The sequence below is a fragment of the Spirosoma sp. SC4-14 genome (assembly GCF_037201965.1).
Lineage (GTDB): Bacteria > Bacteroidota > Bacteroidia > Cytophagales > Spirosomataceae > Spirosoma.
The window spans coordinates 5020427-5043725 of the sequence record NZ_CP147518.1 but is presented as its reverse complement, the minus strand read 5'-3'; the positions used below and the strand labels follow the sequence as shown (position 1 = coordinate 5043725).

23 protein-coding genes are annotated in these 23299 nt (G+C 46.5%); 8 read left to right on the top strand and 15 right to left on the bottom strand.

Features of this window, described 5'->3' with window-relative positions; genetic code table 11:
• Positions 1 to 6: 6 nt before the first annotated feature.
• The 6 genes from WBJ53_RS20570 to WBJ53_RS20545 all read right to left on the bottom strand — a co-directional run bounded on the left by WBJ53_RS20570 (position 7) and on the right by WBJ53_RS20545 (position 7071).
• Positions 7 to 360 carry a DUF5615 family PIN-like protein gene (locus WBJ53_RS20570; RefSeq protein WP_338869613.1) on the bottom strand — a complete coding sequence of 118 codons (354 nt, stop codon included), beginning with the start codon at positions 358 to 360 and terminating at the stop codon, positions 7 to 9.
• An 8-nt stretch (positions 361 to 368) separates the two neighbouring features.
• Positions 369 to 578, bottom strand: coding sequence for a DUF433 domain-containing protein (locus WBJ53_RS20565; RefSeq protein ID WP_338869611.1), 210 nt, complete (start codon positions 576 to 578; stop codon positions 369 to 371).
• Between the two features lie 117 nt (positions 579 to 695).
• The gene (gene clpB / locus WBJ53_RS20560; protein ID WP_338869609.1) at positions 696 to 3317 is read right to left on the bottom strand and encodes an ATP-dependent chaperone ClpB; all 2622 of its coding nucleotides are present in this window, start codon (positions 3315 to 3317) and stop codon (positions 696 to 698) included.
• A gap of 250 nt (positions 3318 to 3567) precedes the next feature.
• Entirely contained in the window at positions 3568 to 4818 is a 1251-nt protein-coding gene (locus WBJ53_RS20555) for a DUF418 domain-containing protein (protein ID WP_338869607.1), read from the bottom strand.
• Between the two features lie 170 nt (positions 4819 to 4988).
• Positions 4989 to 5939: a TspO/MBR family protein gene (locus WBJ53_RS20550; RefSeq protein ID WP_338869604.1), complete on the bottom strand. Its 951-nt coding sequence runs from the start codon at positions 5937 to 5939 to the stop codon at positions 4989 to 4991.
• Between the two features lie 49 nt (positions 5940 to 5988).
• Positions 5989 to 7071 (bottom strand): SDR family oxidoreductase, encoded by a 1083-nt coding sequence (locus tag WBJ53_RS20545; protein ID WP_338869602.1) that lies wholly within the window; start codon positions 7069 to 7071, stop codon positions 5989 to 5991.
• Between the two features lie 222 nt (positions 7072 to 7293).
• Here WBJ53_RS20545 and WBJ53_RS20540 point away from each other — a divergent pair, with 222 nt between their 5' ends.
• The gene (locus WBJ53_RS20540) at positions 7294 to 7842 is read left to right on the top strand and encodes a DUF4136 domain-containing protein (RefSeq protein ID WP_338869600.1); all 549 of its coding nucleotides are present in this window, start codon (positions 7294 to 7296) and stop codon (positions 7840 to 7842) included.
• A gap of 54 nt (positions 7843 to 7896) precedes the next feature.
• Here WBJ53_RS20540 and WBJ53_RS20535 read toward each other — a convergent pair whose 3' ends face one another.
• The 5 genes from WBJ53_RS20535 to pheS form a co-directional block, all read right to left on the bottom strand.
• Complete coding sequence (locus WBJ53_RS20535) at positions 7897 to 8967, bottom strand: SDR family oxidoreductase (RefSeq protein ID WP_338869597.1); 1071 nt, start codon at positions 8965 to 8967, stop codon at positions 7897 to 7899.
• Between the two features lie 164 nt (positions 8968 to 9131).
• Entirely contained in the window at positions 9132 to 10496 is a 1365-nt protein-coding gene (locus WBJ53_RS20530) for a DUF937 domain-containing protein (RefSeq protein WP_338869595.1), read from the bottom strand.
• Positions 10497 to 10650: 154 nt separating this feature from the next.
• Entirely contained in the window at positions 10651 to 10839 is a 189-nt protein-coding gene (xseB, locus tag WBJ53_RS20525) for an exodeoxyribonuclease VII small subunit (protein ID WP_338869593.1), read from the bottom strand.
• A 54-nt stretch (positions 10840 to 10893) separates the two neighbouring features.
• Positions 10894 to 12099 carry an exodeoxyribonuclease VII large subunit gene (locus tag WBJ53_RS20520; protein WP_338869591.1) on the bottom strand — a complete coding sequence of 402 codons (1206 nt, stop codon included), beginning with the start codon at positions 12097 to 12099 and terminating at the stop codon, positions 10894 to 10896.
• 91 nt (positions 12100 to 12190) lie between these two features.
• On the bottom strand, positions 12191 to 13231 hold the full coding sequence (pheS, locus tag WBJ53_RS20515) for a phenylalanine--tRNA ligase subunit alpha (protein ID WP_338869589.1): 1041 nt from the start codon (positions 13229 to 13231) through the stop codon (positions 12191 to 12193).
• Positions 13232 to 13599: 368 nt separating this feature from the next.
• On the opposite strand from pheS, the gene WBJ53_RS20510 reads away from it, so the two are divergent.
• Both WBJ53_RS20510 and WBJ53_RS20505 read left to right on the top strand, forming a co-directional pair.
• Positions 13600 to 14031, top strand: a complete 432-nt coding sequence (locus WBJ53_RS20510; RefSeq protein ID WP_338869587.1) for a LytTR family DNA-binding domain-containing protein — start codon at positions 13600 to 13602, stop codon at positions 14029 to 14031.
• Positions 14032 to 14287: 256 nt separating this feature from the next.
• A complete protein-coding gene (locus WBJ53_RS20505; protein WP_338869585.1) occupies positions 14288 to 14707 on the top strand; it encodes a LytTR family DNA-binding domain-containing protein in 420 nt (139 codons plus the stop codon).
• 158 nt (positions 14708 to 14865) lie between these two features.
• Here WBJ53_RS20505 and WBJ53_RS20500 read toward each other — a convergent pair whose 3' ends face one another.
• Complete coding sequence (locus tag WBJ53_RS20500) at positions 14866 to 15540, bottom strand: porin family protein (RefSeq protein ID WP_338869583.1); 675 nt, start codon at positions 15538 to 15540, stop codon at positions 14866 to 14868.
• A 212-nt stretch (positions 15541 to 15752) separates the two neighbouring features.
• On the opposite strand from WBJ53_RS20500, the gene radA reads away from it, so the two are divergent.
• Together radA and WBJ53_RS20490 are read left to right on the top strand one after the other, a co-directional pair.
• Positions 15753 to 17138, top strand: a complete 1386-nt coding sequence (gene radA, locus WBJ53_RS20495; RefSeq protein ID WP_338869581.1) for a DNA repair protein RadA — start codon at positions 15753 to 15755, stop codon at positions 17136 to 17138.
• A 64-nt stretch (positions 17139 to 17202) separates the two neighbouring features.
• Positions 17203 to 17760: a GNAT family N-acetyltransferase gene (locus tag WBJ53_RS20490; protein WP_338869579.1), complete on the top strand. Its 558-nt coding sequence runs from the start codon at positions 17203 to 17205 to the stop codon at positions 17758 to 17760.
• On the opposite strand, the gene WBJ53_RS20485 is transcribed toward WBJ53_RS20490, so the two are convergent.
• Complete coding sequence (locus tag WBJ53_RS20485) at positions 17727 to 18227, bottom strand: DinB family protein (RefSeq protein WP_338869577.1); 501 nt, start codon at positions 18225 to 18227, stop codon at positions 17727 to 17729. The two genes, WBJ53_RS20490 and WBJ53_RS20485, sit on opposite strands and share 34 nt — an antisense overlap.
• Before the next feature lie 122 nt (positions 18228 to 18349).
• Here WBJ53_RS20485 and WBJ53_RS20480 point away from each other — a divergent pair, with 122 nt between their 5' ends.
• A complete protein-coding gene (locus tag WBJ53_RS20480) occupies positions 18350 to 19237 on the top strand; it encodes an alpha/beta hydrolase (protein ID WP_338869575.1) in 888 nt (295 codons plus the stop codon).
• A gap of 619 nt (positions 19238 to 19856) precedes the next feature.
• Here WBJ53_RS20480 and WBJ53_RS20475 read toward each other — a convergent pair.
• Both WBJ53_RS20475 and WBJ53_RS20470 read right to left on the bottom strand, forming a co-directional pair.
• Complete coding sequence (locus tag WBJ53_RS20475; RefSeq protein ID WP_338869573.1) at positions 19857 to 20120, bottom strand: hypothetical protein; 264 nt, start codon at positions 20118 to 20120, stop codon at positions 19857 to 19859.
• A gap of 52 nt (positions 20121 to 20172) precedes the next feature.
• Entirely contained in the window at positions 20173 to 21045 is an 873-nt protein-coding gene (locus WBJ53_RS20470) for an AraC family transcriptional regulator (RefSeq protein ID WP_338869571.1), read from the bottom strand.
• A gap of 136 nt (positions 21046 to 21181) precedes the next feature.
• On the opposite strand from WBJ53_RS20470, the gene WBJ53_RS20465 reads away from it, so the two are divergent.
• Together WBJ53_RS20465 and WBJ53_RS20460 are read left to right on the top strand one after the other, a co-directional pair.
• On the top strand, positions 21182 to 22060 hold the full coding sequence (locus WBJ53_RS20465) for a sugar phosphate isomerase/epimerase (protein WP_338869569.1): 879 nt from the start codon (positions 21182 to 21184) through the stop codon (positions 22058 to 22060).
• A gap of 55 nt (positions 22061 to 22115) precedes the next feature.
• Positions 22116 to 23228 (top strand): Gfo/Idh/MocA family oxidoreductase, encoded by a 1113-nt coding sequence (locus WBJ53_RS20460; protein ID WP_338869567.1) that lies wholly within the window; start codon positions 22116 to 22118, stop codon positions 23226 to 23228.
• Positions 23229 to 23299: the final 71 nt, after the last annotated feature.

Here is a 23299-nt window from a genome sequence, read left to right as displayed (position 1 = left end):
TTCCTGTTATTGATATAATTCCAGACAACCGTGTTCCCTTTCCAATTTCATAAATTCTTTAATCTGGTCGGCATGACTAATTAGCAACTTTGCTAAATCGTCAGTTGTAATGTTGCCTGTTCTGAGCCATATTACTTTTGGGGGAACGCCCCGTAAGGCGCTTAGTTCATCGTAATCCTCATCATGCGTCACGATAACATAGTTGTTATGTTTAGCATATTCCCAAATTATTCCATCCTTTTTGCTAAGTAATCCTAACCGTTTCACCTGTTCTCTATCTGGATAAAGGTGAGCTATTTTCCTGACTATCCGGTAGGGAATATTCTCATCAAACAGTAGTTTGAAAGCTGGGACGCTCATACGATCACTCAGATTTTGCGCTCTCGGTCGGCTGCGTAGAGTAAGCAGGCTCTAATCTGTTCTTCTGTTAATTCTGGAAAGTCGTCTATAATATCTGGAACGCTCATTCCTAATCCTAACCAGCCTAGAACGTCATAGACACTTATACGAGTGCCGGTGATACAAGGCCGCCCAAAACGGATTTCCGGATCGATGGAAATATAATTTTGATACGTCATAGTTATTGACTATTCATAAAGCGACTGTTTTTTTATAAATATACACAAAAACACCCGGCTACGAAGCAGTGCCGGGTGTTTCAACTTGTCTATCAGTAATTACAACTCTCTATGAACTTATAATTCGATTTCAGCATCCAGATTCGTGAATGCGATTTCGCCGTCGTGGTTCAACTCCATCAGCACCACCGAGTCTTTTTTGACTTCGCCCGAAAGAATTGCTTTCGAGAGTTCGTTCAGAACCCGGCGTTGCAATACCCGTTTCAGCGGCCGAGCCCCAAACTGCGGATCGAAACCTTCTTCGCCGAGTTTGTTCAGGGCTTCGTCGGTGGCGTCGAGCTGTATGCCGTTTTCGGCCAGCCGTTTCTTGATTTCGTTGAACTGAATGTCCACAATCTTGCGGATGTTTGCTTTCGTCAGTGGCTCGAACATCACAATCTCATCGATCCGGTTCAGAAACTCGGGCCGAATGGTTTGTTTCAGTAATTCCATTACGGCAGCTTTCGCTTCATCAAGTACCAGCGAGTGGTTCCAGCCTTCATCTTCGGCAAACTTCTCTTGTATCAGATGGCTACCGATGTTCGACGTCATGATGATGATCGTGTTCTTGAAGTTAGCCACGCGACCTTTGTTATCGGTCAACCGGCCTTCGTCGAGCACCTGCAACAAAATGTTCCAGACGTCGGGGTGCGCTTTTTCGATCTCATCGAGCAAAACGACTGAGTAAGGTTTCCGGCGAACGGCTTCGGTTAACTGACCACCTTCGTCATAACCAATGTATCCCGGAGGAGCACCAATCAGCCGACTTACGGCATGACGCTCCTGATATTCCGACATATCGATCCGCACCATCGAATTCTCATCATTGAACAGGTATTCGGCCAGCGTCCGCGCCACTTCGGTTTTCCCAACCCCCGTTGTGCCGAGGAAGATAAACGAACCGATGGGCCGTTTTGGGTCCTGCATACCGGCCCGGCTCCGCCGAACGGCATCCGACACCACTTCAATGGCTTCCTGCTGCCCGGCTACGCGTTTGCCTAATTCTTTTTCCAGATTCAGCAGTTTTTCGCGGTCGCTTTGCAGCATTTTCGATACTGGAATGCCCGTCCATTTAGCCACCACTTCGGCAATATCTTCGGCGGTTACTTCTTCCTGCATCATGCGGTCCGACGAATCGCTGTCGCCACCTTCTTTGGCTAAATCATTCAGTTTGGTTTCAATTTCAGGAATCCGGCCATAGCGAATTTCGGCTACTTTACCATAATCGCCACTACGCTCGGCCTGTTCGGCTTCAAAGCGTAGCTGGTCGAGCTGTTCTTTCAGCGTACGACCTTCGTTGACCGATGCTTTTTCGGTTTCCCACTTGGCTTTAAGGTTGTTGCGTTGTTCGCTCAGGTCTTCAATTTGTTTGTTGAGGACCGTTTCTTTCTCCTTGTCGTTTTCCCGACGAATGGCCTCGCGTTCAATTTCGAGCTGCATAATGCGCCGGTTCAATTCGTCGAGTTCTTCGGGAACCGAATCCATTTCCAGCCGTAGTTTAGCAGCCGCTTCATCCATCAAATCAATGGCTTTGTCGGGCAGGAAACGATCTGTAATGTAGCGCGTCGAGAGTTCAACGGCGGCAATCACCGCATCGTCTTTGATGCGAACGCCATGGTGTAATTCGTATTTTTCCTTGATACCGCGCAGAATCGAGATGGCATCGGGCATGTCGGGCTCATCGACCATAACGGCCTGGAACCGGCGTTCGAGTGCTTTGTCTTTCTCGATATACTTCTGGTATTCTTTCAGGGTGGTGGCACCAATGGTATGCAGTTCACCACGCGACAGGGCTGGTTTCAGCAAGTTAGCCGCATCCATAGCTCCTTCGCCACCGGCACCGGCACCAATCAGCGTATGGATCTCATCAATAAACAGAATGATCTGTCCATCGGAGTCGGTTACTTCTTTGATTACGGCTTTCAGCCGCTCCTCAAACTCACCTTTATACTTGGCGCCTGCAATGAGCAGGCCCATGTCGAGCGAGACAATAGTTTTGGTTTTCAGATTTTCGGGTACATCGCCCGAAACAATTCGCTGGGCTAGTCCTTCAACAATGGCGGTTTTACCAACGCCCGGTTCGCCCAGCAAAATTGGGTTGTTTTTGGTCCGACGGCTCAGAATCTGCAACACCCGCCGGATTTCTTCATCGCGGCCAATAACCGGGTCGATTTTGCCAGTGCGGGCGCGTTCGTTGAGATTAATACTGTACCGCTCCAGCGATTGATATTTAGCTTCTGCGTTTTGGTCTTTCACAGAGTTTCCTTTTCTAAGTTCGTTGATAGCCGCTTTCGTTTGTTTTTCGGTGAAACCGGCATCTTTCAATAACGTTGCAATTTGGTCTTTACCGGCCATAAGGCCAAGCAACATCAGTTCGACGCTCACAAATTCGTCGCCGAATTCTTTGGTATAACTGCTGGCTTTGGCAAATGCTGCGGCTGTATCGTTACTCAGGTACACACCACCATTGCCCCCCGAAACTTTTGGGTAAGTGCTCACGATGGCCTGTAATGCTCCCGTTGTATTTTTTAGATTGACTCCCAGTTTTTTCGCGATGAAGCCAATCACGTTTTCGTCTTCCGACAGAATCGCCTGAAGTAGGTGACCTGTTTCAATAGCTTGCTGGCCGTTGCCCAATGCAATTTCCGATGCTTTTTGAACGACCTCCTGCGCTTTTACGGTGTAATTCTTGAAATCCATGATCGTTAAGGAGTGAAGAGTGAAAAGTGTAGAGTGAAAAACATACGCTGGTCGATATAACCTATCTTTCACCGCTTCTTTACTCTTTAGTAACAAATCATGGGCCGGAGTGGTTTTTCGGACATTTTGGCTTGTTTTATAAGCCCGGATTAACGAATCAGGAAATTATGGCATAGGTAAGATAAAACGGTGCTTTGGACCTAACAAAACGACAGATTATTTTAGACGAGCGGGCTTTACGAGCCAGTCTTTATAACCGCATCGGTTGCATTTTAAAATACGTCAACGAACGCCAGAGCCATTCGAGTGGGCCATATCTGAACTGCGCAAGCCAGATGCGGCTGAATAAAACCTGAGCCATAAAGATTGGTATGGCAGTTAAAGCCGCTATCCATAAATCAACTTCGGCCAGCAGGCTTAGCCCGAATCCGAAGAAGAGCGCAGTGCCAATGGCCGTTTGCAGGATGTAGCTCGTAAGCGCCATTTTCCCGACCGATGCCAGGGGTGATGCAATCCATTGCCAGGAGTTTTTTTGAAAGAGAAGCGTCAGGCCAGCTATGTAAAATACGGTCATTAACGCGCTATGGATGTCGAAAAGTGTCATAAACAGCAGTTCGATGGCTTTGGGCGGTTGCTGTGTATTGCCATAAACCGCAATTAGTGCTCCGCCAACGGCCGTAATACCCAATACGCTAAAACCACTAAACCGGGTAAGCTTTCGGAAGAATGTGCGGTTCTCGGCTAGTTGCTGGAATAACCGCCGTCGACCGGCATACAGACCTAACAGGAAGAATCCAAGCGTAATATAAAGCCGACCGCTTTCTACCTGAAACTGCATTTTATCGTCGAACGCTTTGAAATTGAACGTTACCAGATCCTTATAGCTGCCATGCTTCAGAACATCGTAATAGGTTTTGGCTTCCTGCTCAAACTGTTTCTGAGCTGGCTGGGTTTGCGCTTTTACGGGTGGGCTGATAAAATCATTATAAACACGGGTAAGTCGCGTAGGCAGGTTCATGACCAGTAAAATAGCTATAACCAGAATCACTTTGTTGGAGGCCCGGCTTAGTAGAAGCATGGCAAATCCAAGCATCGCGTAGATCGACAGAATATCGCCCCGCCACATCAGATGATGCAGAAAGCCAATTACACCCAATATGATCAGCCGCCAGGCAAACCTGCGGTAAAAAACGCCCGGTGAATCCTGGTTGCGAGTGAGCATGAGGGCAAAGCTAAGTCCGAACAGGAAGGAGAAAAAGGTGTAAAATTTACCATCGAAGAATAAGCCGACAATGGTTTGAGCAATGCCATTATCAATACCATTTGCATGTTTTTGGTAAATAGTATCGGGCAGCGGACCGGCCGAAAACCATTGAGCACAATGCACCAGTAAAATGCCAAATAAGGCAAATCCGCGAAGGGCATCTACTACCTGAATGCGAGCAGGTTGGGCATGTTCGGCAGATCTGAAGCCCAAATGAGTATCAACTGTAGGTATCATGGCGATGAATTAGTCGCCGAAACTACTGATAACAGATACTGCGGACAATCGGAATAGGATGAAGCGAATAAAAAGATGGACGAATGGGGATAAATGATTTGCTAACCGTTTGCTAAACAAAAAGAGCCGACCTGCCCAGGCAGGTCGGCTCTTTTTGCTATATAAATTACTTAATCTAATCCTTCTGCTTCGATTGGCTTCATGCGTTCACGTACAATTTCGGCCTGATGTGGTTCCGATGTTTCAACCTGCTCGGCAATAACTTCGGCTTCGGCATCATGAACTACAATACGGTCGGGATCGTGAAATTTGCCTTTGGGAAGCCAATAAGCCAACAGCCCGGCAAACGTTGCCGCCAGGCTCGCGGCTGTCCAGGCAACAACTGGCTGGCGATGCCACTGACGCGAGGCAATTCCGCTGAAGCCTGCTACAAACGGCACCATATACCACGGATCGTTTAACCGGCGGGCAACCAGATAACCGACTCCGGCGGTAGCGCTCAGAATGCCAGCGGCCACGGGTTGGTCGCGTTTTTCGTCGGGTTTCCACCAACCCAATGTTAACAGTGTATTAGGCGTTCCGACAACCGTTGCCGCAGTAAGCCAGCCTGCATACAGACTTACCGGAATGCGTAGGTAATGTTCCGGAGCCGGTACATCGGTCCTGCCAATTTCCAGACTATTGTGCAATGCCAGGGCTGCAGGCAGGTTGAATTTGGTGGTCAGATCCGAGATAACAATGCTCTGTGGGTCGTTTTGCGAGAAGAACCGGCCAAAAATAGCATTGAGTGTCCAGCTTGCCCACCACCACGGCAGCGCTTTCTGGTAGCGCGGGTTCATAGCCTGTGAGGGTAATGCCTGATGCACCAGCAATGCGCCCAGCCCTGCGTAAATCGTCGACCAGACAACGCCAAACGTCCAGCCTGCCGGAACAATCATGTTTTTCTCGAAAACGTTCTGGTATTCTACTGGTACGTCGAACTCTCGGTCTTGTCTGTCGGGAGCATTCTGCTGGCGTTTCCGACTTTCCTGCCGCGACTGGCCGCTGGATAAAGAGGTGTAGAGAATACTGCCAACGGCAAAAACAGCCGTAGCAATACGCCAGAATGATGAATTTTTCATAACAGAGTTGTTAGATATAAGGAAAGAATCTTGTCTGATTGGTTAACCGTTAGGCTACTTCCAGTTCCTTCTCTACGACTTCTTTTTTAGGTACTACCTGATCTGCCTTTGCTTTCACATTTTCATAGGTATCAGCAACTGTATCGATAACCGAAGCGAATGTATCAGCCAGGGCGTTTCCCCATGATTTCGCCTTATACCGATACCGGGCTTTGTCATAGGCACTTAGGTTGTTATAGGCAACGCCAATGGCAACGCCTGCCAGTACGGCGATTCCAAACCCAATACCCCAGGCTAAAGTCGATGACTTTTCTTTTTGCGTTTCCTCGGCTGGATCGGGTTTAAGCGACATTTTTTCGTGCATAAGTGAGGCTAACGCTTCCTGCGGAGCAACATAGGCCAATACTTCATAAGACTTGTTTTTCAGCCCGCCGGGAACAACCTTTGGTTTACCTGCCATCAGGGCTTCATAGCCATCTTTGGCTACCATAACGGGGTCCTGAACTTCGTCGGTTACCTTAGTGTTTTCGGCCCCGGCTTTATGAAAGAAATCGGTATCGGTTGCGTTGGGTAGTAGAGCCGTAATGGTTACGTTGGTGTCTTTCAACTCATTGGCAAGCGATTGGGTAAAATTATAAACGTAGGCTTTGGTTCCTGCATAAACAGCCATTAGTGGAGTGGGTGTAATTGACAGTAGCGAGGCCAGATTCAGGATTTTGCCTTCATTCCGGGCCAGCATGTCATACAGGAAGAGCTTGGTCAACTGGGTCAGTGTGAGTACATTCAGGTGAATCATCGCTTTTTCCCGTTCCCAATCGGTATCGGTTGCAAAAAGGCCATATAACCCAACGCCCGCGTCATTGACGAGTACATTTACTGTAATTCCTTTTGCCTTGACCTGATTATAGACATCCTGAGCGGCATCTTCTTCGGCCAGGTCTTTTTTTATGACCGTTACCTGTTGGGTTCCATAATTACTTTTAAACACTTCGGCCAGCCGATCCAGTGTATCGTCGCTACGAGCAACCAATACCAGATTATAGCCATCCTGAGCGAAAAGTTTAGCCAATTCCTGGCCTATACCGCTGGAAGCGCCTGTGATCAAAGCCGTTTTTCCGGTTCCTGAATCCATGTCATTCGAATGGTTAGTGAGTAACTTATTGAACTACGGCGGCTGAAAGTTGTTTTGATTATTCGGTCTTTATACGTGACGATTTATGTAGTAGCTACCAGTTTTATGGTAGAGGTTTGCCGGATGGCAGTTTTAAAAGTAGCGATAAAGGACCGGGCGTTTCGTTGCGGTCCATTGCGTATCGGGCAAATTAGCCGCTGTAGTAAACACACGAATAAGTTTATGAGAAGGTTGTTCACTATGTTGATGGTAGCCTGTATTCTGCTGGCAGGTTGCTCATCGTCGTACCGAATCATTCGGAACGAAACCGACAAGTCGGCTACCTGGGCCGATTATCGAACGTTTGCTTTTATCGATACGGCCCGGATTGACCCTATGCCTGGTGGTACGTATCGGGTTGTGGTTGAACAGGTACGGCAGGCTGTTGCGACTGAATTAAAAAATCGGGGTTATCAGCAAACAAACGATAATCCTGATTTGCTCGTGAATATTGGCGCAGTTGTGAAAGAAAAAACGCAAACACGGCAGACTACCATCTACGAAGCACCAATTTATACTGGCCAACGACGATATCATTGGCAAAGCCAGGATGTGCCTGTTGGTACGTATCAGGAAGGAACGGTTAGCCTACATTTTGTTGATGCTCAACGGAATGAGCTTGTGTGGGATGTTGCCATCTTGAGTGTGTTGGGCAGGGGAGAAGTGGTACCGACACAGGTACATGACGCAATAAAAAAAGTATTTGATAAATTTCCTGGAAAGCATTCGTAATAAAACAGCTCCCTTGCCATAAGGGAGCTGTTTACAGATTGAACTGTATTGGGCTTAAGCCAGCACTTTTTCGGCTTTTGCTTTACCATTGGCTATAGTTCCGTTCACTGACTCCATCGCCGATTTAATGGCATCTTTGGCCGAATCAACAACCTCGTTTGCCTTGTAGCGATAGCGTGCCCGATCAATAATATTACCTAATTTGACCCCTTCGGCCCAGCCGTTTCGCTTAGTATACGTAGCTGCAATAACAATTCCGGCCAGAGCAATAGCCGCAATGCCAATGCCAAGAGCCAGATTGGCCGATTGCTTTTCCTGCTCGGCATCAGTACGTTCTTTCATTTGTAAACGGGCTGCCTGACTAACCATTGAGTCGGGTAGAACACGGAAAGCAGCGGCCTGCATTTTAGTAGAGAAACCGGCAATTGCTTTGTCTTTCCCTTTCATCAGCGCCGTATAGCCCTCCCTGGCAACGTCGGCCGGGTCATTAGCGCGGGCCGTTTCCTGGGCTACTGTATTCATGGCCCCGGCTTTATTAAAGAAATCAGTGTCGGTGGCAGGAGGCATCAGAACGGTAATGGTAATATCAGTGTCTTTAACCTCGTTGCGAAGGGCTTCTGAAAACGAATAAATGAACGATTTGGTAGCCCCATAAACGGCCATCAGTGGGTTGGGCATAATCGATGCTATGGAGCCAAGCATCAGAATTTTACCTTCGTTTCGCTGTACCATATCTTTCAGAAACAACTTGGTCAGATGCACCAGCGCTGTCAGATTGACCTGAATGATATTGAGCTCTTTTTGTAGATCTGTTTCGGTAGCGAACTTGCCGTATTCGCCAAAGCCTGCATTGTTTACAAGGGTGTTAACGGTAATGTTTTGCCGAACTACTTCGTCATAAATTTCCTGTGGTGCTTCCGGATTCGACAAGTCCTTTTCAATTACGCTAATCTTCGATGTTCCAAACTGCTGCTTAAATTTATCGGCTAATTCGTGTAGTTTTTCTTCGCTACGGGCTACTAATACCAGGTTATAGCCATCTTTGGCAAATAGGGTTGCCAACTCTCGACCAATTCCGCTTGAGGCTCCCGTGATAAGGGCCGTTTTTCCAATGTCAGTTGTCATAGCTTTTCAGTAAGTAAGTCAATAAGCTTTCCTTTACTGAACCCTATGGTAGCAAAGTTGTTCGACAGCTTCGGAAAATACCGAAGTAACAAGGGCAATCATGCGAATGGGTACAGAATCGGTCTATATCGATTCTGTACCCATTCGCATGATTCGATTTAAACCTATTTCACAACAACTTTCACGTCAATTTTTCGGAGGGTTGGCTTGACAATACCTGATGTATCGGTCTTCGAAACACCAGTGCCCCGGCCAATAGCATCGACGCGAACAAAGTTGATACCCGACGATATCAGTTGTTGTTTTATCACATTTACCCGCTTGAAAGAAAGGCTTTTGTTGGTTAAGCCGGTAGCTGGCAGTGCACTGGCATCGTTGGCATAGCCTACTAGTTGAATCTGCAACTGCGGATAGGTTTTTAGAAGCGTGGCCAGTTCGCCCACTGCGGCCGTTGAACCCGGTGTGAGCGAAAGCGATCCTGGCACGAACGATACACCCGCTAAGGGGAAAACACGACCTTTAGGTAAAGTTGGATTACCCAGGTAAGGTGTCATCGATTGGGTCAGGCTCCCGGTTGGTGCCGTAGCGGCACTGGCCGCTGTTGTCGAAGAAGGAGGTGACGTCGGTTTGGGCTTTGCTGTTGATTCGACCGGAACGGCCAGTGATCGGGTTACCGTGTCGGCCTGAATGGTATCGCTTGAGATCGTTACTTCGTCAGCGACATCGCCCGAGGTTGCCGAATGATTCTTTGTATTTTGATAAATGTAGTAACCGCCAGCCGAAAGTGCCAGCACAAACAAAAGTCCTACACCCCACTTTGTGAGTGCTCCATTGTCGTTGTCTGATTCGTCAACCGGGTCATAGCTAACAGGGGGGCGGCTAACGGTTGCCGTTGAGCGCGCCCCAGTACCTGAAGCCGCTGCCTGACGTCCTGTTGTTTCAACGGAGGTGCGCCGGGCGGGTGTAGCGAGGCCGCTTACAACCTGATGAAGGCCTATCTTTTCAATAAGCCGGGGCATTAACTCTTCCGGAACCTCATTGACAAACGCTTCGCGTTCGCTAAACAGTGAGGCCGCCAACCCGTCGGCATCAAGTTTTCGATCTTTCACCTGTTTTCCCAATACATTCAGAACAATCGTACTGGTGAGCCCTAAAAGCGAAATGGCAGATGAGTTACGGATACCGGCATAGCCCGAAATCATGCTACCGATTGAGCTTTTCATGGCTGGCAGCAAATGACTGATTACTTCATCGCCCTGTGTAATTAAGGCGTTTGTCTGACTAGGCTCGCGTAGAATAGTACTCAGATTATCGGTAAGCGAACCATCGAAGCGGCCTTTTTGAATATGGTTAAAAAGCTGATTGACGCCTATTTCGGTTGTGGTCCGTTTCATAAGACCACCCACAATGGTATAAACAAGACCATTTACGGCCTTGTTGGTTTTTTCGGAAGGTTCGTCGATATATGCGGCAATTCGAGCCAGAACATCCGAATTCAGTACTTCATTTAACGTGGCAAACAAATTCATACAGAAAGTCTCAATCAGGCAGTAAGCAGGGGATTATAACTCACATCTCTTCAGGTATTGGCACAAACACATCCCCTTAGGGTTCTACCCCGGCGATAAAATTAGGCAAGGTTTAGCAAAGGTCACAAAAAGCAGAGCGATAAATACTCTTTTTTTATCGCTTTGGTAATCGCTCGATAACCTCCTGATATTCCGTTTCAACATCGCGAAGCCGATTTTGACAAAAGGTAATCAGTTCACTTGCCAGTCGGATCTTGGCCGGAAGTTCGTCGAGTGGAACCTGCTCATTTTCAATTTGGTCGACAAGTGTCGTAAGCTGGTCATAGGCGTCCTGATAGGTCATACTATAAATGGTTTAGCAGCTAGTCTGTAATTTCCTGAAAAACAGGTTATTAATTCAAAAGGCTGATTGCTCACTAATAACCGTTACCTGCCCATCATATAATTGTATCTGAAGGGTATCGCCGGGTTTAATGGCAGAACGCTTCGTGATAATTGACCCATTGCGCTGGATAAGTGCATACCCACGACGGAGTACATTGGACGGGTCGAGATGGCGAATCGTCACGGCTTTTTCGGTCAGATCGGTATGCCGGTCCCGAAAATAATTGTGCATAACAAACCGAAGTCGTTCTGTTTCACTATCTACCTGCTCCCGAGCGGTTTGCAACGCTTCCCGTGCCACAACGGTTAACCGTTCGCGAAGAATTAGACAGCTTTCTTCAAATTGCCGATTATGGTCAATTAGAAATGCGGCTGCTTTGGTTGGCGTTTTTACGCTTTCATGACAAAGCATATCCGTTATGCTGACGTTCCGTTCGTGACCAATGCCCGCCAGAATAGGAATACCAAACCCCGCAACGGTTTTGCCCATTTGATAGGTATCAAAAGAACCGAAGTCCAGTTGTGAACCACCACCGCGAACGATCACAACAGCATCGTAAGGAATGGTGCTGGCCTGAATTTGTTCGAGCTGGGCACAGATGGCTTTCTCGGCCCCTTTTCCCTGTATCTGAGTGAGGTATTCGTCAACAATGAAAGCATACCCATATGGATTCTGTGCTAATTCATGCCGGAAATCGCGCCAGCCATCAGAGCCGGGGGCCGCAATCAATGCCAGTCGCTGGAACACAGCCGGACGAGATACTAATTGATTGGCAGTAATGTATTGGCCTGCTTCGACCCAAACCAGCTCGGGATGATTCTGAACGAGCGCATCCAGAACCGCCTGTCGTTCACGTTCAAGATTACCAAGTGTATAGGATGGGTCAATCTGAAGAATTTCCAGGCGTAGGCCGTAGACCGGACTAAAACTAACGGCTACCTGTAATAAGAGCTGGATATTACGGGCAAAGGCTACGCCGGTAGCCCGTTCAAAATCCTTTATGGTATGGTAATTTCGGCGCCAGATGCAAGCATCGAGTTTTGCCAGCGTTTCCCGACCAGCCTCTCGCTCCACCAGGGTCAGAAAACAGTAGCCACGGTCGGGATAGTTTTTAATATCACTCGTTTCGGCAATAACCCATATAGCTTTCTGACCAAAGGCGTCGTCAAGAACGGCTTCAAGCGTAAAGGCTAAGTCTGATAAACGAATGGGAGACATAGGTAATGAGTGAATGAGCGAATGAGTGATTGAGCGAATAGCAGCGAAATAGTTATTTGCTCATTCACTCAATTACTCATTCGCTCATTAGTTAAAGTCCTTCAAACTGTCGCAGGAAACGGACATCGTTTTCGGTATAAAGACGCAGGTCATTGACAACGTACTTCAATTGGGTGATTCGTTCAATTCCCATTCCGAATGCGAAGCCGGTATATTCTTCAGAGTCGATGCCACAATTGGCAATAACCTGCGGGTCGACCATACCCGAACCTGCAATTTCGACCCATCCTGAGTGCTTACAGATGTTGCATCCTTTGCCACCACAGATCTGACACGAGATGTCTATTTCGGCACTTGGTTCCGTAAATGGGAAATACGATGGTCGGAAGCGGATTTGAGTGCCCGGCTCAAACATTTCTTTGACGAAATGATACAATGTGTCTTTCAGATCTTTAAAGCCCACATTGCGGTCGATATAAATCCCTTCAACCTGATGGAACATACAGTGTGCCCGCGCCGAAATGGTTTCATTTCTATAGACCCGCCCCGGCATAATGGAGCGAATGGGCGGTTGTTGCCGTTCCATAAGCCGTATTTGCACGTTAGAGGTGTGTGTCCGCAGAAGCATATCGGCCGATGGATTACTTTCGTGCTTTTCGACGAAAAAGGTGTCCTGCATATCCCGGGCAGGGTGATTATCAGGAAAATTTAATGCGCCGAAGTTATACCAGTCCGATTCTATTTCCGGGCCATCGGCAACGTTGAAGCCGATCCGTTCAAAAATCTGGATAATTCTTTGTCGAACCAGGCTCAGAGGGTGTTGGGTACCCGTCAGGTTCGGAACCGTTGGCAGAGTGAGGTCGACAGGGGGAGCGTTATTTGCTAAATCCTGCTGATTTTCAATGTGTTGACTGAATGATTCAAATCGTTCCTGAGCAAAATTTTTCAGACCGTTTAGCTCCTGTCCAACGGCCCGTCTATCAGCAGCCGGAATAGTTTTTAACCCGTCAAATAATTCGGTAATAACCCCTTTCCGACTGATAAACCGCATTCTGAACTGCTCTAATTGTTCTTTTGATGCGACGTTATATTGATTAATTTCTTCGTATATGGCTTTGACGTTCTCCAGCATAAGCTACAGGTTGATCAGTCTTTGAGTGACAAAGGTACGTAAATCCCGTCAGAGGATATTAGTATATTGATTCACCTGATACACTGGGTGGGGTTTTTCTTACTCAAAGTTGAGAAATTAAGTACGAACAAGCCAGTAAGAAATCGCCGTCTGTTTTGTTGAGTAAGCGGTGAAAGGCTGCTGAAAAATAGTATGTTATAAAATATAATGATGAAAATGTCTTCTAAAGCGCGAAGTAGGTCTGATTGTTGTGACAAGAAGTTAGTAGAATACACGTTGAAACCACGGCTTTTGTCAGCGTGTCGGCGTAGTAAGTTCCTGAATTTCAATTTCAAACCAGTATTCATCAAACCTCACTCACAGCGGCTATGAAAACACTCGCCAATGACTCAATTTTCGACCCAATGTCTATGCCGTTCCACAAAAGTGTGGAAAAAATTGCCGACTCTTCCTGTTTGCAGAAATTACTTATTCCTTTTTATGATCGTAAACGCACGGTTTCTGTCGATGAAATTGTTCGGCTGGAAGGGTGCGGTAACTACACCAACTTTTTCCTGAAAGATGGTACGAAAATGTTGGTATCGCGGACGTTAAAAGAATATGAAACCCTGCTCGACGGACAAGCTTTCGTTCGGGTTCACAAATCGTGCATCGTAAATCTGGGCTTTGTACGGAAATTTTTTGTTAAAAAAGAAGGAGAGTTAGAGCTAATGGATGGGCAACAGGTAAAAATATCACGTCGTCGGGCGCAGATGTTTATGGACCGCATCCGCGATTTTCAACCTATCGCACTAAATTAATCCATAGGCAAGGTTAATTCCTTGCCTGACGCCCGTAGACCTCCCATTTACTCGACTACGTAGTTTTACGTATTGGGTTGAGTAAATCCACGCGAAGATTTTGATTGTTTTAAGTGTAATGGTTTGGTTATTAGCTGGTTATAGTCAAATATCGCCTGTTGATAACCAAACCATTTGTTTTTGAAACCATACGAAGAGGGTAGTTTTGTTTCATCAATCATGAACCAAATACACTGAACCAAAAACTGTTTTCGATATGGAAGCCACTGCTATTACCTCTGTTCCATCGCTTGCGATCCTACCTCAGTTTCCTGCCTCTTATCAGCGTGGTACCCAGCGCATTGCGCTGCCTTACCTGAACCGTACCATTTTTATTTCTGTAGACGATATTTTGTGCCTTCAGGGCGAAGGGAATTATACGTTCCTGTTTACCCGCGACCGTAAACGGTATCTGGTATCGAAAACGCTGAAGGAGTTTGAAAAAACACTGGATGGCTCTATGTTCCTGCGTATTCACAAATCGTATATTGTTAATCTGGCCTATGTTCAACGGAGTGTGTTTAACAAGGATCGGCAGGTTCAACTGGCCGACGGCCGCGAAGTCGCTATTTCGCGTCGGCGCATGAAAGATATTTCACAACAACTGACACAGTTCTGGCAAAAACTGCTGAACTAAACAAGGGTAGCCCCAAAGTCTACCTCTTTATCTAATTTAGTGGGTTAATTGAAAGAACAACCGTTGCTGCAACCCTAAGGTGGATAGCAACGGTTTTGTTTTAAACACGAACGGTCGCCTGTAGTGGCGACCGTTCGTGTTTAATGTACTGAATTAGTTTAGAATAACCGATAGGCCAATGTAATTTGCCACGATTTCAGACGCTGGTTAAATTTACCATAATCGTTCTGAATCTGAGCAACATCAGTCAAATTGCCTTCATACCGAACATCGAGGCCGAATGACCCAAGGTCAAGTCCACCACCTACCTGGTAGCCATAATAAGCCTGCGACCAGGCATCATTCAGCGATCCGTTTGTATATTGGCGTACGGCATCGCCTAGGCTCTGATTGTCGTTTATACGAAACGATACTATTGGCCCAGCCATTACACGGATAGGGCCCCCTTTTATACCCAGCAATACGGGTACATCGAAACTAGTCGTTTTGACCGTCACCGATTCTGTTACGCCATTGCGAACGACTTCAAAAGACCCTGCTTTGGTCGAATAAAGTAATTCGGGCTGCAGAAATAAATTTTTCCCGAAGCGCATGTATATGCCAAACGATGTGCCCGTTTTGCTATCGAGACTGGCTTTTAAATTATCGCGAAATGTTTGGCCATCAACACCTACCTGAGGAGAACCGTTAGAGTTTGTGCCGGTTGTGACAAAATCGCCAAATGTGAGTTTCGACAGATTGACTCCTCCCTTAATCCCGATCTGAAACCCTCCCTGCGCAAATGTTAAGGCCGGAAGCAGTGTGAGTGCAATAAAGAATAGGCTCTTTTTCATAATTGGTTGTAAAATAGATGAACCATTGGGTTTAACGCGAATTCATGATAGACGGTATGGACGGTCAACTTATTTCGATTAAACGGCGTTTTACTAGTGAATAATGACGAACGTAATCCGAAGCGCTTCGGGGGCTTTGACTGGCAATTGCGGTTGGGGTTTAATCTGGTAAAAAAATCATTATTCAATATCCATAATTCATTGTATCGGGGATGGCCAAATTTAAAACTTCTTATTTCTGTCAGAATTGTGGCCATCAGTCGGCCAAATGGCTGGGCCGCTGCCCGGCGTGTGGCGAGTGGAATACGATTGTAGAGGAGGTGGTTCAGAAAGATGAACCTGAAAAAGGAGGCTGGCGAAATCCATCGGCAGGGCCCGGCGGGACAAAAGTTGCAGCAAAGCCTAAAGCACTCCATGCGATTAATTACGAAGAGCAGCCCCGTATTCAGACGGTAGATGCAGAGCTAAACCGGGTGTTGGGTGGTGGAATTGTACCAGGATCGCTTGTCTTGATCGGAGGGGAACCCGGCATCGGAAAATCGACTTTACTCTTACAGATTGCGCTTAGCTTAACCGGAATGCGTGTTTTGTATGTCTCGGGCGAAGAGAGCGAACAACAGATAAAGATGCGGGCCGAACGTCTGGTTGTACCCCAAAGCGACTGTCATGTTATGACCGAAACCTCTACCCAGAATATATTCCGGGTGGTAGAGCATTTTGAACCCGAAGTGCTGATCATCGATTCAATTCAGACCATGCAGTCGTCGTTGGTTGAATCGGGGGCGGGTAGTGTTTCGCAGGTTCGGGAGTGTACAACCGAACTCATGAAATATGCTAAGGAGAGCGGTGTGCCGGTATTTATGATTGGCCATATCACAAAAGAAGGGTCGCTGGCCGGTCCTAAAGTGCTGGAGCATATGGTTGATACGGTGTTGACTTTCGAAGGTGATCGGCATACGACCTACCGAATCCTTCGAACCACTAAAAACCGATTTGGCAGTACCGATGAGCTCGGCATTTATGAAATGCTCGGCACAGGTTTGCGGCAGGTGACGAACCCATCCGAAATTCTGATCTCGCAACGCGACGAAGCGCTGAGTGGGGTTACGATTGGTTCAATGCTGGAAGGAAATCGGCCACTGATGATCGAAACGCAGGCATTAGTGAGCATTGCAACCTATGGAACCCCACAGCGTAGTAGTACGGGGTTCGATGCCAAACGATTGAATATGTTATTGGCAGTGCTGGAAAAACGGGGAGGATTCCGACTCGGGCAGCAGGATGTATTTCTGAATATAGCGGGTGGTCTGAGAGTCGAAGATCCGGCAATTGATCTGGCAGTTTGTGCGGCTGTGGTGTCGAGTTACGAAGATATTGCTATTCCACCGTCGGTTGCTTTTGCGGCCGAGGTGGGGCTGGGTGGCGAAGTTCGGGCGGTAAGTCGGATCGAATCGCGAATTGCCGAAGCCGAAAAGCTGGGCTTCAAACAGATTTTTATCTCTAAATTCAATATGAAAGGACTCGATACCCGCGGTTTTACGATTAATGTAAAACCCGTATCGCGCCTGGATGAGGTATTTCAGGGCGTTTTGATGTGATGATCACTAATAGGGCCAATTCTTTTTGGAAATTGGCCCTTGTGTAAAACTTTAGTTGGCTACCATGGAGTTGCTACGAATCACTCAGGAGCACCCTTATTTAGGCATCATACAACCTTGGTATGAAGTATCGTTCCCACCCGAAGAAAGACGAGAGTTTGCACAATTGCGCCAGCTACTTGGCTGTTCAGAAATGTATATGAATGTTTTGCTCGAAGAACAGCGACCCGTTGGATTCATCATTTACTGGCGTTGGGACGATTTGCTATATATCGAACATTTTGCTATTGATCCCGAACTGAGGGGAAAACAAGTAGGGCAAAAAGTATTGCCATTGATCATAAACCTCGGAAGTCGCTACATGATCCTGGAAGTTGAATTGCCCAATGATCCAGTTAGCCAGAGCCGGATTCGGTTTTATGAGCGGGCTGGTTTTGTTCTCAATCAGTTCGAGTATCTGCAACCGCCCTATAGATTGGATGGTATTGGGGTGCCTATGAAACTGATGTCTATGCCTGCAATTGCCGACATAGCCATGTTTGATCGATTAAGTTCTTTTCTGAAAGAAAACGTTTACGAACGCTTTTATCAGGCCGACAGTACATACAAGCCCATTGGTTGATGAGGCTTCCGAAAAGCACCTCCAAGTTGAAGTATAGTGAAATAATGATGGGCTTCGTGTAGCAAAAAGAACTCGGTCCAGCCTTCAATAGTCATCGGACCGTAAGCAGAATGGAGGCCTGTTCGGAGGAGTTGCTCTGCCCGTAAAATACTCAGAAAGGCGTTCAGGGTGGCGCGTTCACCGCGGAGCCGTCCAAGTAATTCATTGAAGGCAAGCGATTTCCAGCCAGCAAAACCTGGGTCATTTTCGGCCACATATCGACTGAATTCTGGTAAATCGTCCGTAATAATCTGCTGAATTCGTTCGGTAAATACTTCCTGATAGCGCCCCAAATGAGCTAGATTTTCGAGAATCGACCATTTGCCCGGTTGGGACCGCTGACGAATCTGGTCTTCAGACAGGCCAGCTAACAACTGAGAAAGCGCATCAGGTTGGCTGGCTAGTCGAGCAAGGAGCGGTTGTTTCATGGCCTAATGATAAATCAATGAACAAAAACATCCAAACGCTGACGAAGGGAAAACTATTTTTTGTGCCTATAGTTGAGTAAATAAATAGAGTAAGTTGTTTAATAATTCATCAATTTAACGTTATGAGCTATATTAAAGCAGGTACGGATGCGTCCGGCAATGATATTAAACTTTTCTATCAGGATTTAGGCGGCCCTACAACTCGCCAAACGGTTGTGCTGATTCATGGCTGGCCTTTGAGTCACGAAATGTGGGATTATCAACTGACCGAGCTTCCGGCGCATGACCTGCGGGTTGTAGCCTACGACCGTCGTGGTTTCGGGAAGTCTTCTCAAACCTGGGATGGCTATGATTATGATACCTTAGCCGATGATCTGAAAGCTGTGCTCGACACACTGGATCTGCAAAATGTTACGCTGGTTGGCTTTTCAATGGGTGGGGGCGAAGTAGCACGGTATATGAGTCGTCATGGCGGAGCACGGGTTGGAAAAGTTGCTTTTATTAGCTCCGTTACACCTTATCTGCTCAAGACCGACGATAACCCGGATGGGGTCGATCAAAGTGTTTTCGACGAAATTATAGAAAATCTGCAAAAAGATCGTGCTGATTTTCTGCAGACATTTAGTAAACAGTTTTATGGCGTCAATCTGATCAGTAAACCTGTGAGTCAGGCACACCTTGATGGCGATTTTGCTCGTGCATATGTAGCTTCTCATAAAGCTACACTTGATACTGCAAATGCATTTGCCACAACGGATTTTCGGAATGATCTGACACAGATCCACGTGCCAACGCTCATTATTCACGGAGATGCCGATAAGACCGTACCCATTGAGTCGTCGGGCGAGTTAACGGCTAATGCGCTACCAAATGCGCAGTATATTGTATATGACGGGGCTCCACATGGTTTATTTATGACCGAGAAAGACCGTCTAAATAGCGATTTGCTGGCTTTTATTCTGGAAGGGGTGTCGGTTCAGGAGCCAGTAGGTACAACCACGTTGTACTAGACAGACAAGATCAATAAACTAAAAGCAGAGTTGGGGGCTATTATTATTCATTGGCTTCCTGGCTCTGTTTTTAGGTCTTCTACAAATTCGATAGAGACATGGGCCAATCGGGCTATTTCGGTTGATGAAAAAAATGTTTCTTTCAACAGATTTAGAACAACTAATCGCTCTTTACTAGCCTTACCTTTTTTTGCTATTTCCCAGGCCAATGCGTTGACCCTTTATGTAAAAAGGATCTCCCTGCTCCTTTAAGTATTCGGTCAACTTTTCCATAACTGTTTCTAATACTGGTTGTAATTTACGTAATTGAACTAAAACCCGCAACTGACTCATGTATCGCTCGAAGGCTAAAGAACCTGTTGCCGTTTCATAGATTCGGATAATCAACTGTTCTAAAACAAGCTCGGGGGCTTTGTTTCATAATTACCTAATAGAGCAAACAAAATTTCTTCTGGTTTGCTGGAATTAAGAAAAAGTTCGTGGCTTATTTCCCGAAAAGACAGCAGATTAAAGCGAAACAGCGAATCGCCAGTATTGAGTTCTCGGACCATTTTAGGAATAATGGCCCCAATAAATAAAACGTACTGTTTCATGGGTAAACGATACATACGAGCAAGCATTACACAATATTCGCCCATACGATAAACCATATCCGGGTCGTTGCTAACCTGAAATTCGAGGTGCAGGATGAAGTACCGCTTTTATCTCTGATTCGTTTCAGTGCATCGGGTTTACGTTCCTTTGTGTGCTGTAAATCGTCGGGAATTTCTTGCGGATGGATACCTGGCAGATGCTCAATCAGGGCAGGAATAGCGGCTTCAAGGTTTTTCTTGATTATTTTTTCATACTGACTGATTGAAAAGGGTTTACGGTAGGATTTCATGCACTGGCAAAGTAACACGAAATCCTTTAGTAAATAAAATTTAATCTATTGCTTATAAGTGCCGATAGGTTTTGACATAGCTTGAGGGTGTCTGGCCAGTAATTTCTTTAAACTGCCGGTTAAAATTCGACAATGTCCGAAAACCACTCTCGAAACTGATCTGAGTAACGCTTAATTTGCCGTTAAGGAGTAACTTACAGGCATGACCGATACGTACTTCTGACACAAACTCAGAAAACGTTTTATTGGCGCGTGCTTTAAAATAACGACAGAAAGCGGGTGGCGTCATACCGGCCAGATCGGCAACTGTTTCAAGGCTAAGGTTATCCGGAAAGTGACCAAGTACATAGTCGTGTACAAGCTGCATCCGATCGGTTTCAGTTGGTTTTACGGTATTTGTGTAGCCTGGACTGGTTAAGTATCGGTAATCAGGGGCATGAGAAAGCGCATTTAATAAGACAAGCAAGCTTATTACCCGATCGAAACTGCCTGTCTGTTTGGTCATAGCTCGTAGGGCTGCTTCAACATAACTTCGGGTTGCTCCTGTCCACTCTAACCCTTGCCGGGCATGAGTCAGCAACTGCCGCAGAGGAAGCATCTCCTGTTTGTCGAAGAAATCGCTGCCCAGAAAATCGTCGGCAAAGTAAACAACAATGCCACGGGTAATCAGTCCGGAATGTTTGTCGAAATAAGCCTGATCGCTCCGCCACAAATGCGGCAGGTTAGGGCCAAGAAAAACCAGATCGCCGGGGCCAAATGGTTTTATCGAATCACCGATAAAACGAGTGCCAGTTCCCTCTTCTACCAGAAATAACTGGTAGTGTGGATGGAAATGCCAGTTTGGGTCGAAATGTGACTCAACCAATTCTTTTACGATGAATGAAGTAGCAACTGGCTCAAGGTCTTTACGGAGTGGTTGTTTCATTCAATTATTTCTTTTTTAACGCGAATGGGCGTTCCCTTTGTGGTTTTGTGTAAAAATAAAGTCGGTATTCGCTAATAAAAGCCGTACACCTGTATTCGCTACTCGTTACATTTGTTTAATTTTTTATGGACTGAATATGAATAAGCTAGGAATGAATATGTTCGTCTGGACAATGTCGATGGATGAAGATCTCGCTGAGACATTGTCATTCTTGAAGGCGAGCGGCTTTGATTTTGTTGAAATACCCATCAACGACACAAATTTAGCCAAATGGCAGCAAATTGGTCAGCAGTTGGCCGATGTAGGGCTGGATGTACAGGCCTGCACGCTCTGTAGCCATGACTATAGCCTTATTAGTTCTGATGCTTCGGTTCGAGAGGCTGGTGTTAATTATCTTAAATCAATTATCGATTGTGCTTCTTTAGCCGGAGCTACCATCCTGATGGGGCCGTTCTATGCCGGTTTTAAAGTGTTTACGGGTCGGCCAGCTACGGCAGATGAGTGGAAATGGTCGGTCGAAGGAATGCGTGATGTGGCAGCTTATGCACAAACGAAGAATATTGTACTGGCAATTGAGTATTTAAACCGGTTTGAGACTTATTTGCTTACTTGTGCCGATGAGTTAGTACGGTATGTAGAAGATGTTAACCACCCCAACTGCCGGGCCGCTTTCGACACTTTCCATGCCAATATGGAGGAAAAAAATATTGGAGATGCCCTACGAAAGGTTGCTCCGTATCTGGTACATGTACAGATTTCAGAAAATGATCGGTCAACACCCGGGAAAGGACACATTAATTTGGAAGAAGTCTTTACGGTATTGAAAGAAGTCGATTATAAGGGGCCAATTGCTATTGAAGCCTTCGGACCAAATCCTCCTGAACTGGCTGCTGCAACCCATATTTTCAGACCCATGTTTGAGTCGCCAGAACAACTGGCTGTTGATGGACTGGCGTTTATTAAAAAAATGAACAAACGAGTAATTGAGCGAAAGAGCGAAGCTATCGTGTCCTGACTTACTCCATTCGCTCTTTCACTCCTTCGTTTTTTCACTCTTTCACTCTTTAACTATGTTAAATATTGCCATTGTTGGCCTTGGATTCGGGGCCGAGTTCATTCCCATCTATCAGCGTCATCCGCAGGCGAATATGTATGCCATCTGCCAGCGTAACGTTGAGAAATTAAACGAAATTGGTGATGCCTATGGTATTGAAAAACGATACAGTAATTATGATGAGTTACTGGCCGATCCTGCCGTTGATGCTGTGCATATCAATTCGCCGATTCCGAACCATGCCGAACAGAGCCTGAAAGCACTACGAGCTGGTAAGCACGTTGCCTGCACGGTGCCAATGGCCACTTCTGTCGAAGATTGTATGGCCATCGTAAAGGCTACAAAGGAGAGCGGCAAGAAATACATGATGATGGAAACGGTAGTGTATAGCCGTGAATTTCTGTTTGTTAAAGAGTTGTATGAAAAGGGGGAACTCGGCAAGGTGCAGTTTCTGAAAGCCAGCCATCAGCAGGATATGGATGGTTGGCCCGACTACTGGCCGGGGCTGCCTCCCATGCATTATGCTACACACTGCGTTGGGCCTGTTGCCGGACTATTGAAGCTTCAGGCTGACTATGTATCCTGTTTTGGATCGGGTACAATTCGCGAAGATTTGGCCAAAATTCATAACTCACCGTTTGCGGTCGAGTCGGCGCACATTAAATTCAAAAACAGCGATTTGTCGGCCTATGTCTATCGATCATTATTTGATGTAGCTCGTCAGTATCGTGAGAGTTTTGAGGTATATGGCGATAAAAAGTCGTTCGAATGGCAACTGATCGAAGAGGAGTTGCCGGTTATTCATACGGCTAAAAAGCCTGAACCCGAAATTCCCGAGAAAGTACGTGTTCCAGACTTCGCTCATTTGTTGCCCGAGCCCATTCAGCGCTTTACAACAAAAGGTGTTTATGACGCCGACGAGCAGCAGCACCTGTCATTTACGCAGGGAGGAGGCCATGGCGGGTCACACCCGCATATGGTTCATGAATTTGTGTCGGCAATTGTTGAAGACCGCGATCCATTCCCGAATGCGGTTCAGGCTGCCAACTGGACAAGCGTGGGTATTCTGGCGCACGAATCGGCGCTTCAGGGTGGACAGATAATTAAGTTGCCGGATTTTAATGGTTAATAAGAAGTTGAATCAGATGAGTTGAGCAGACAGAAACTGATCCGTATCGATCGATTCAATTGGTCTGATTC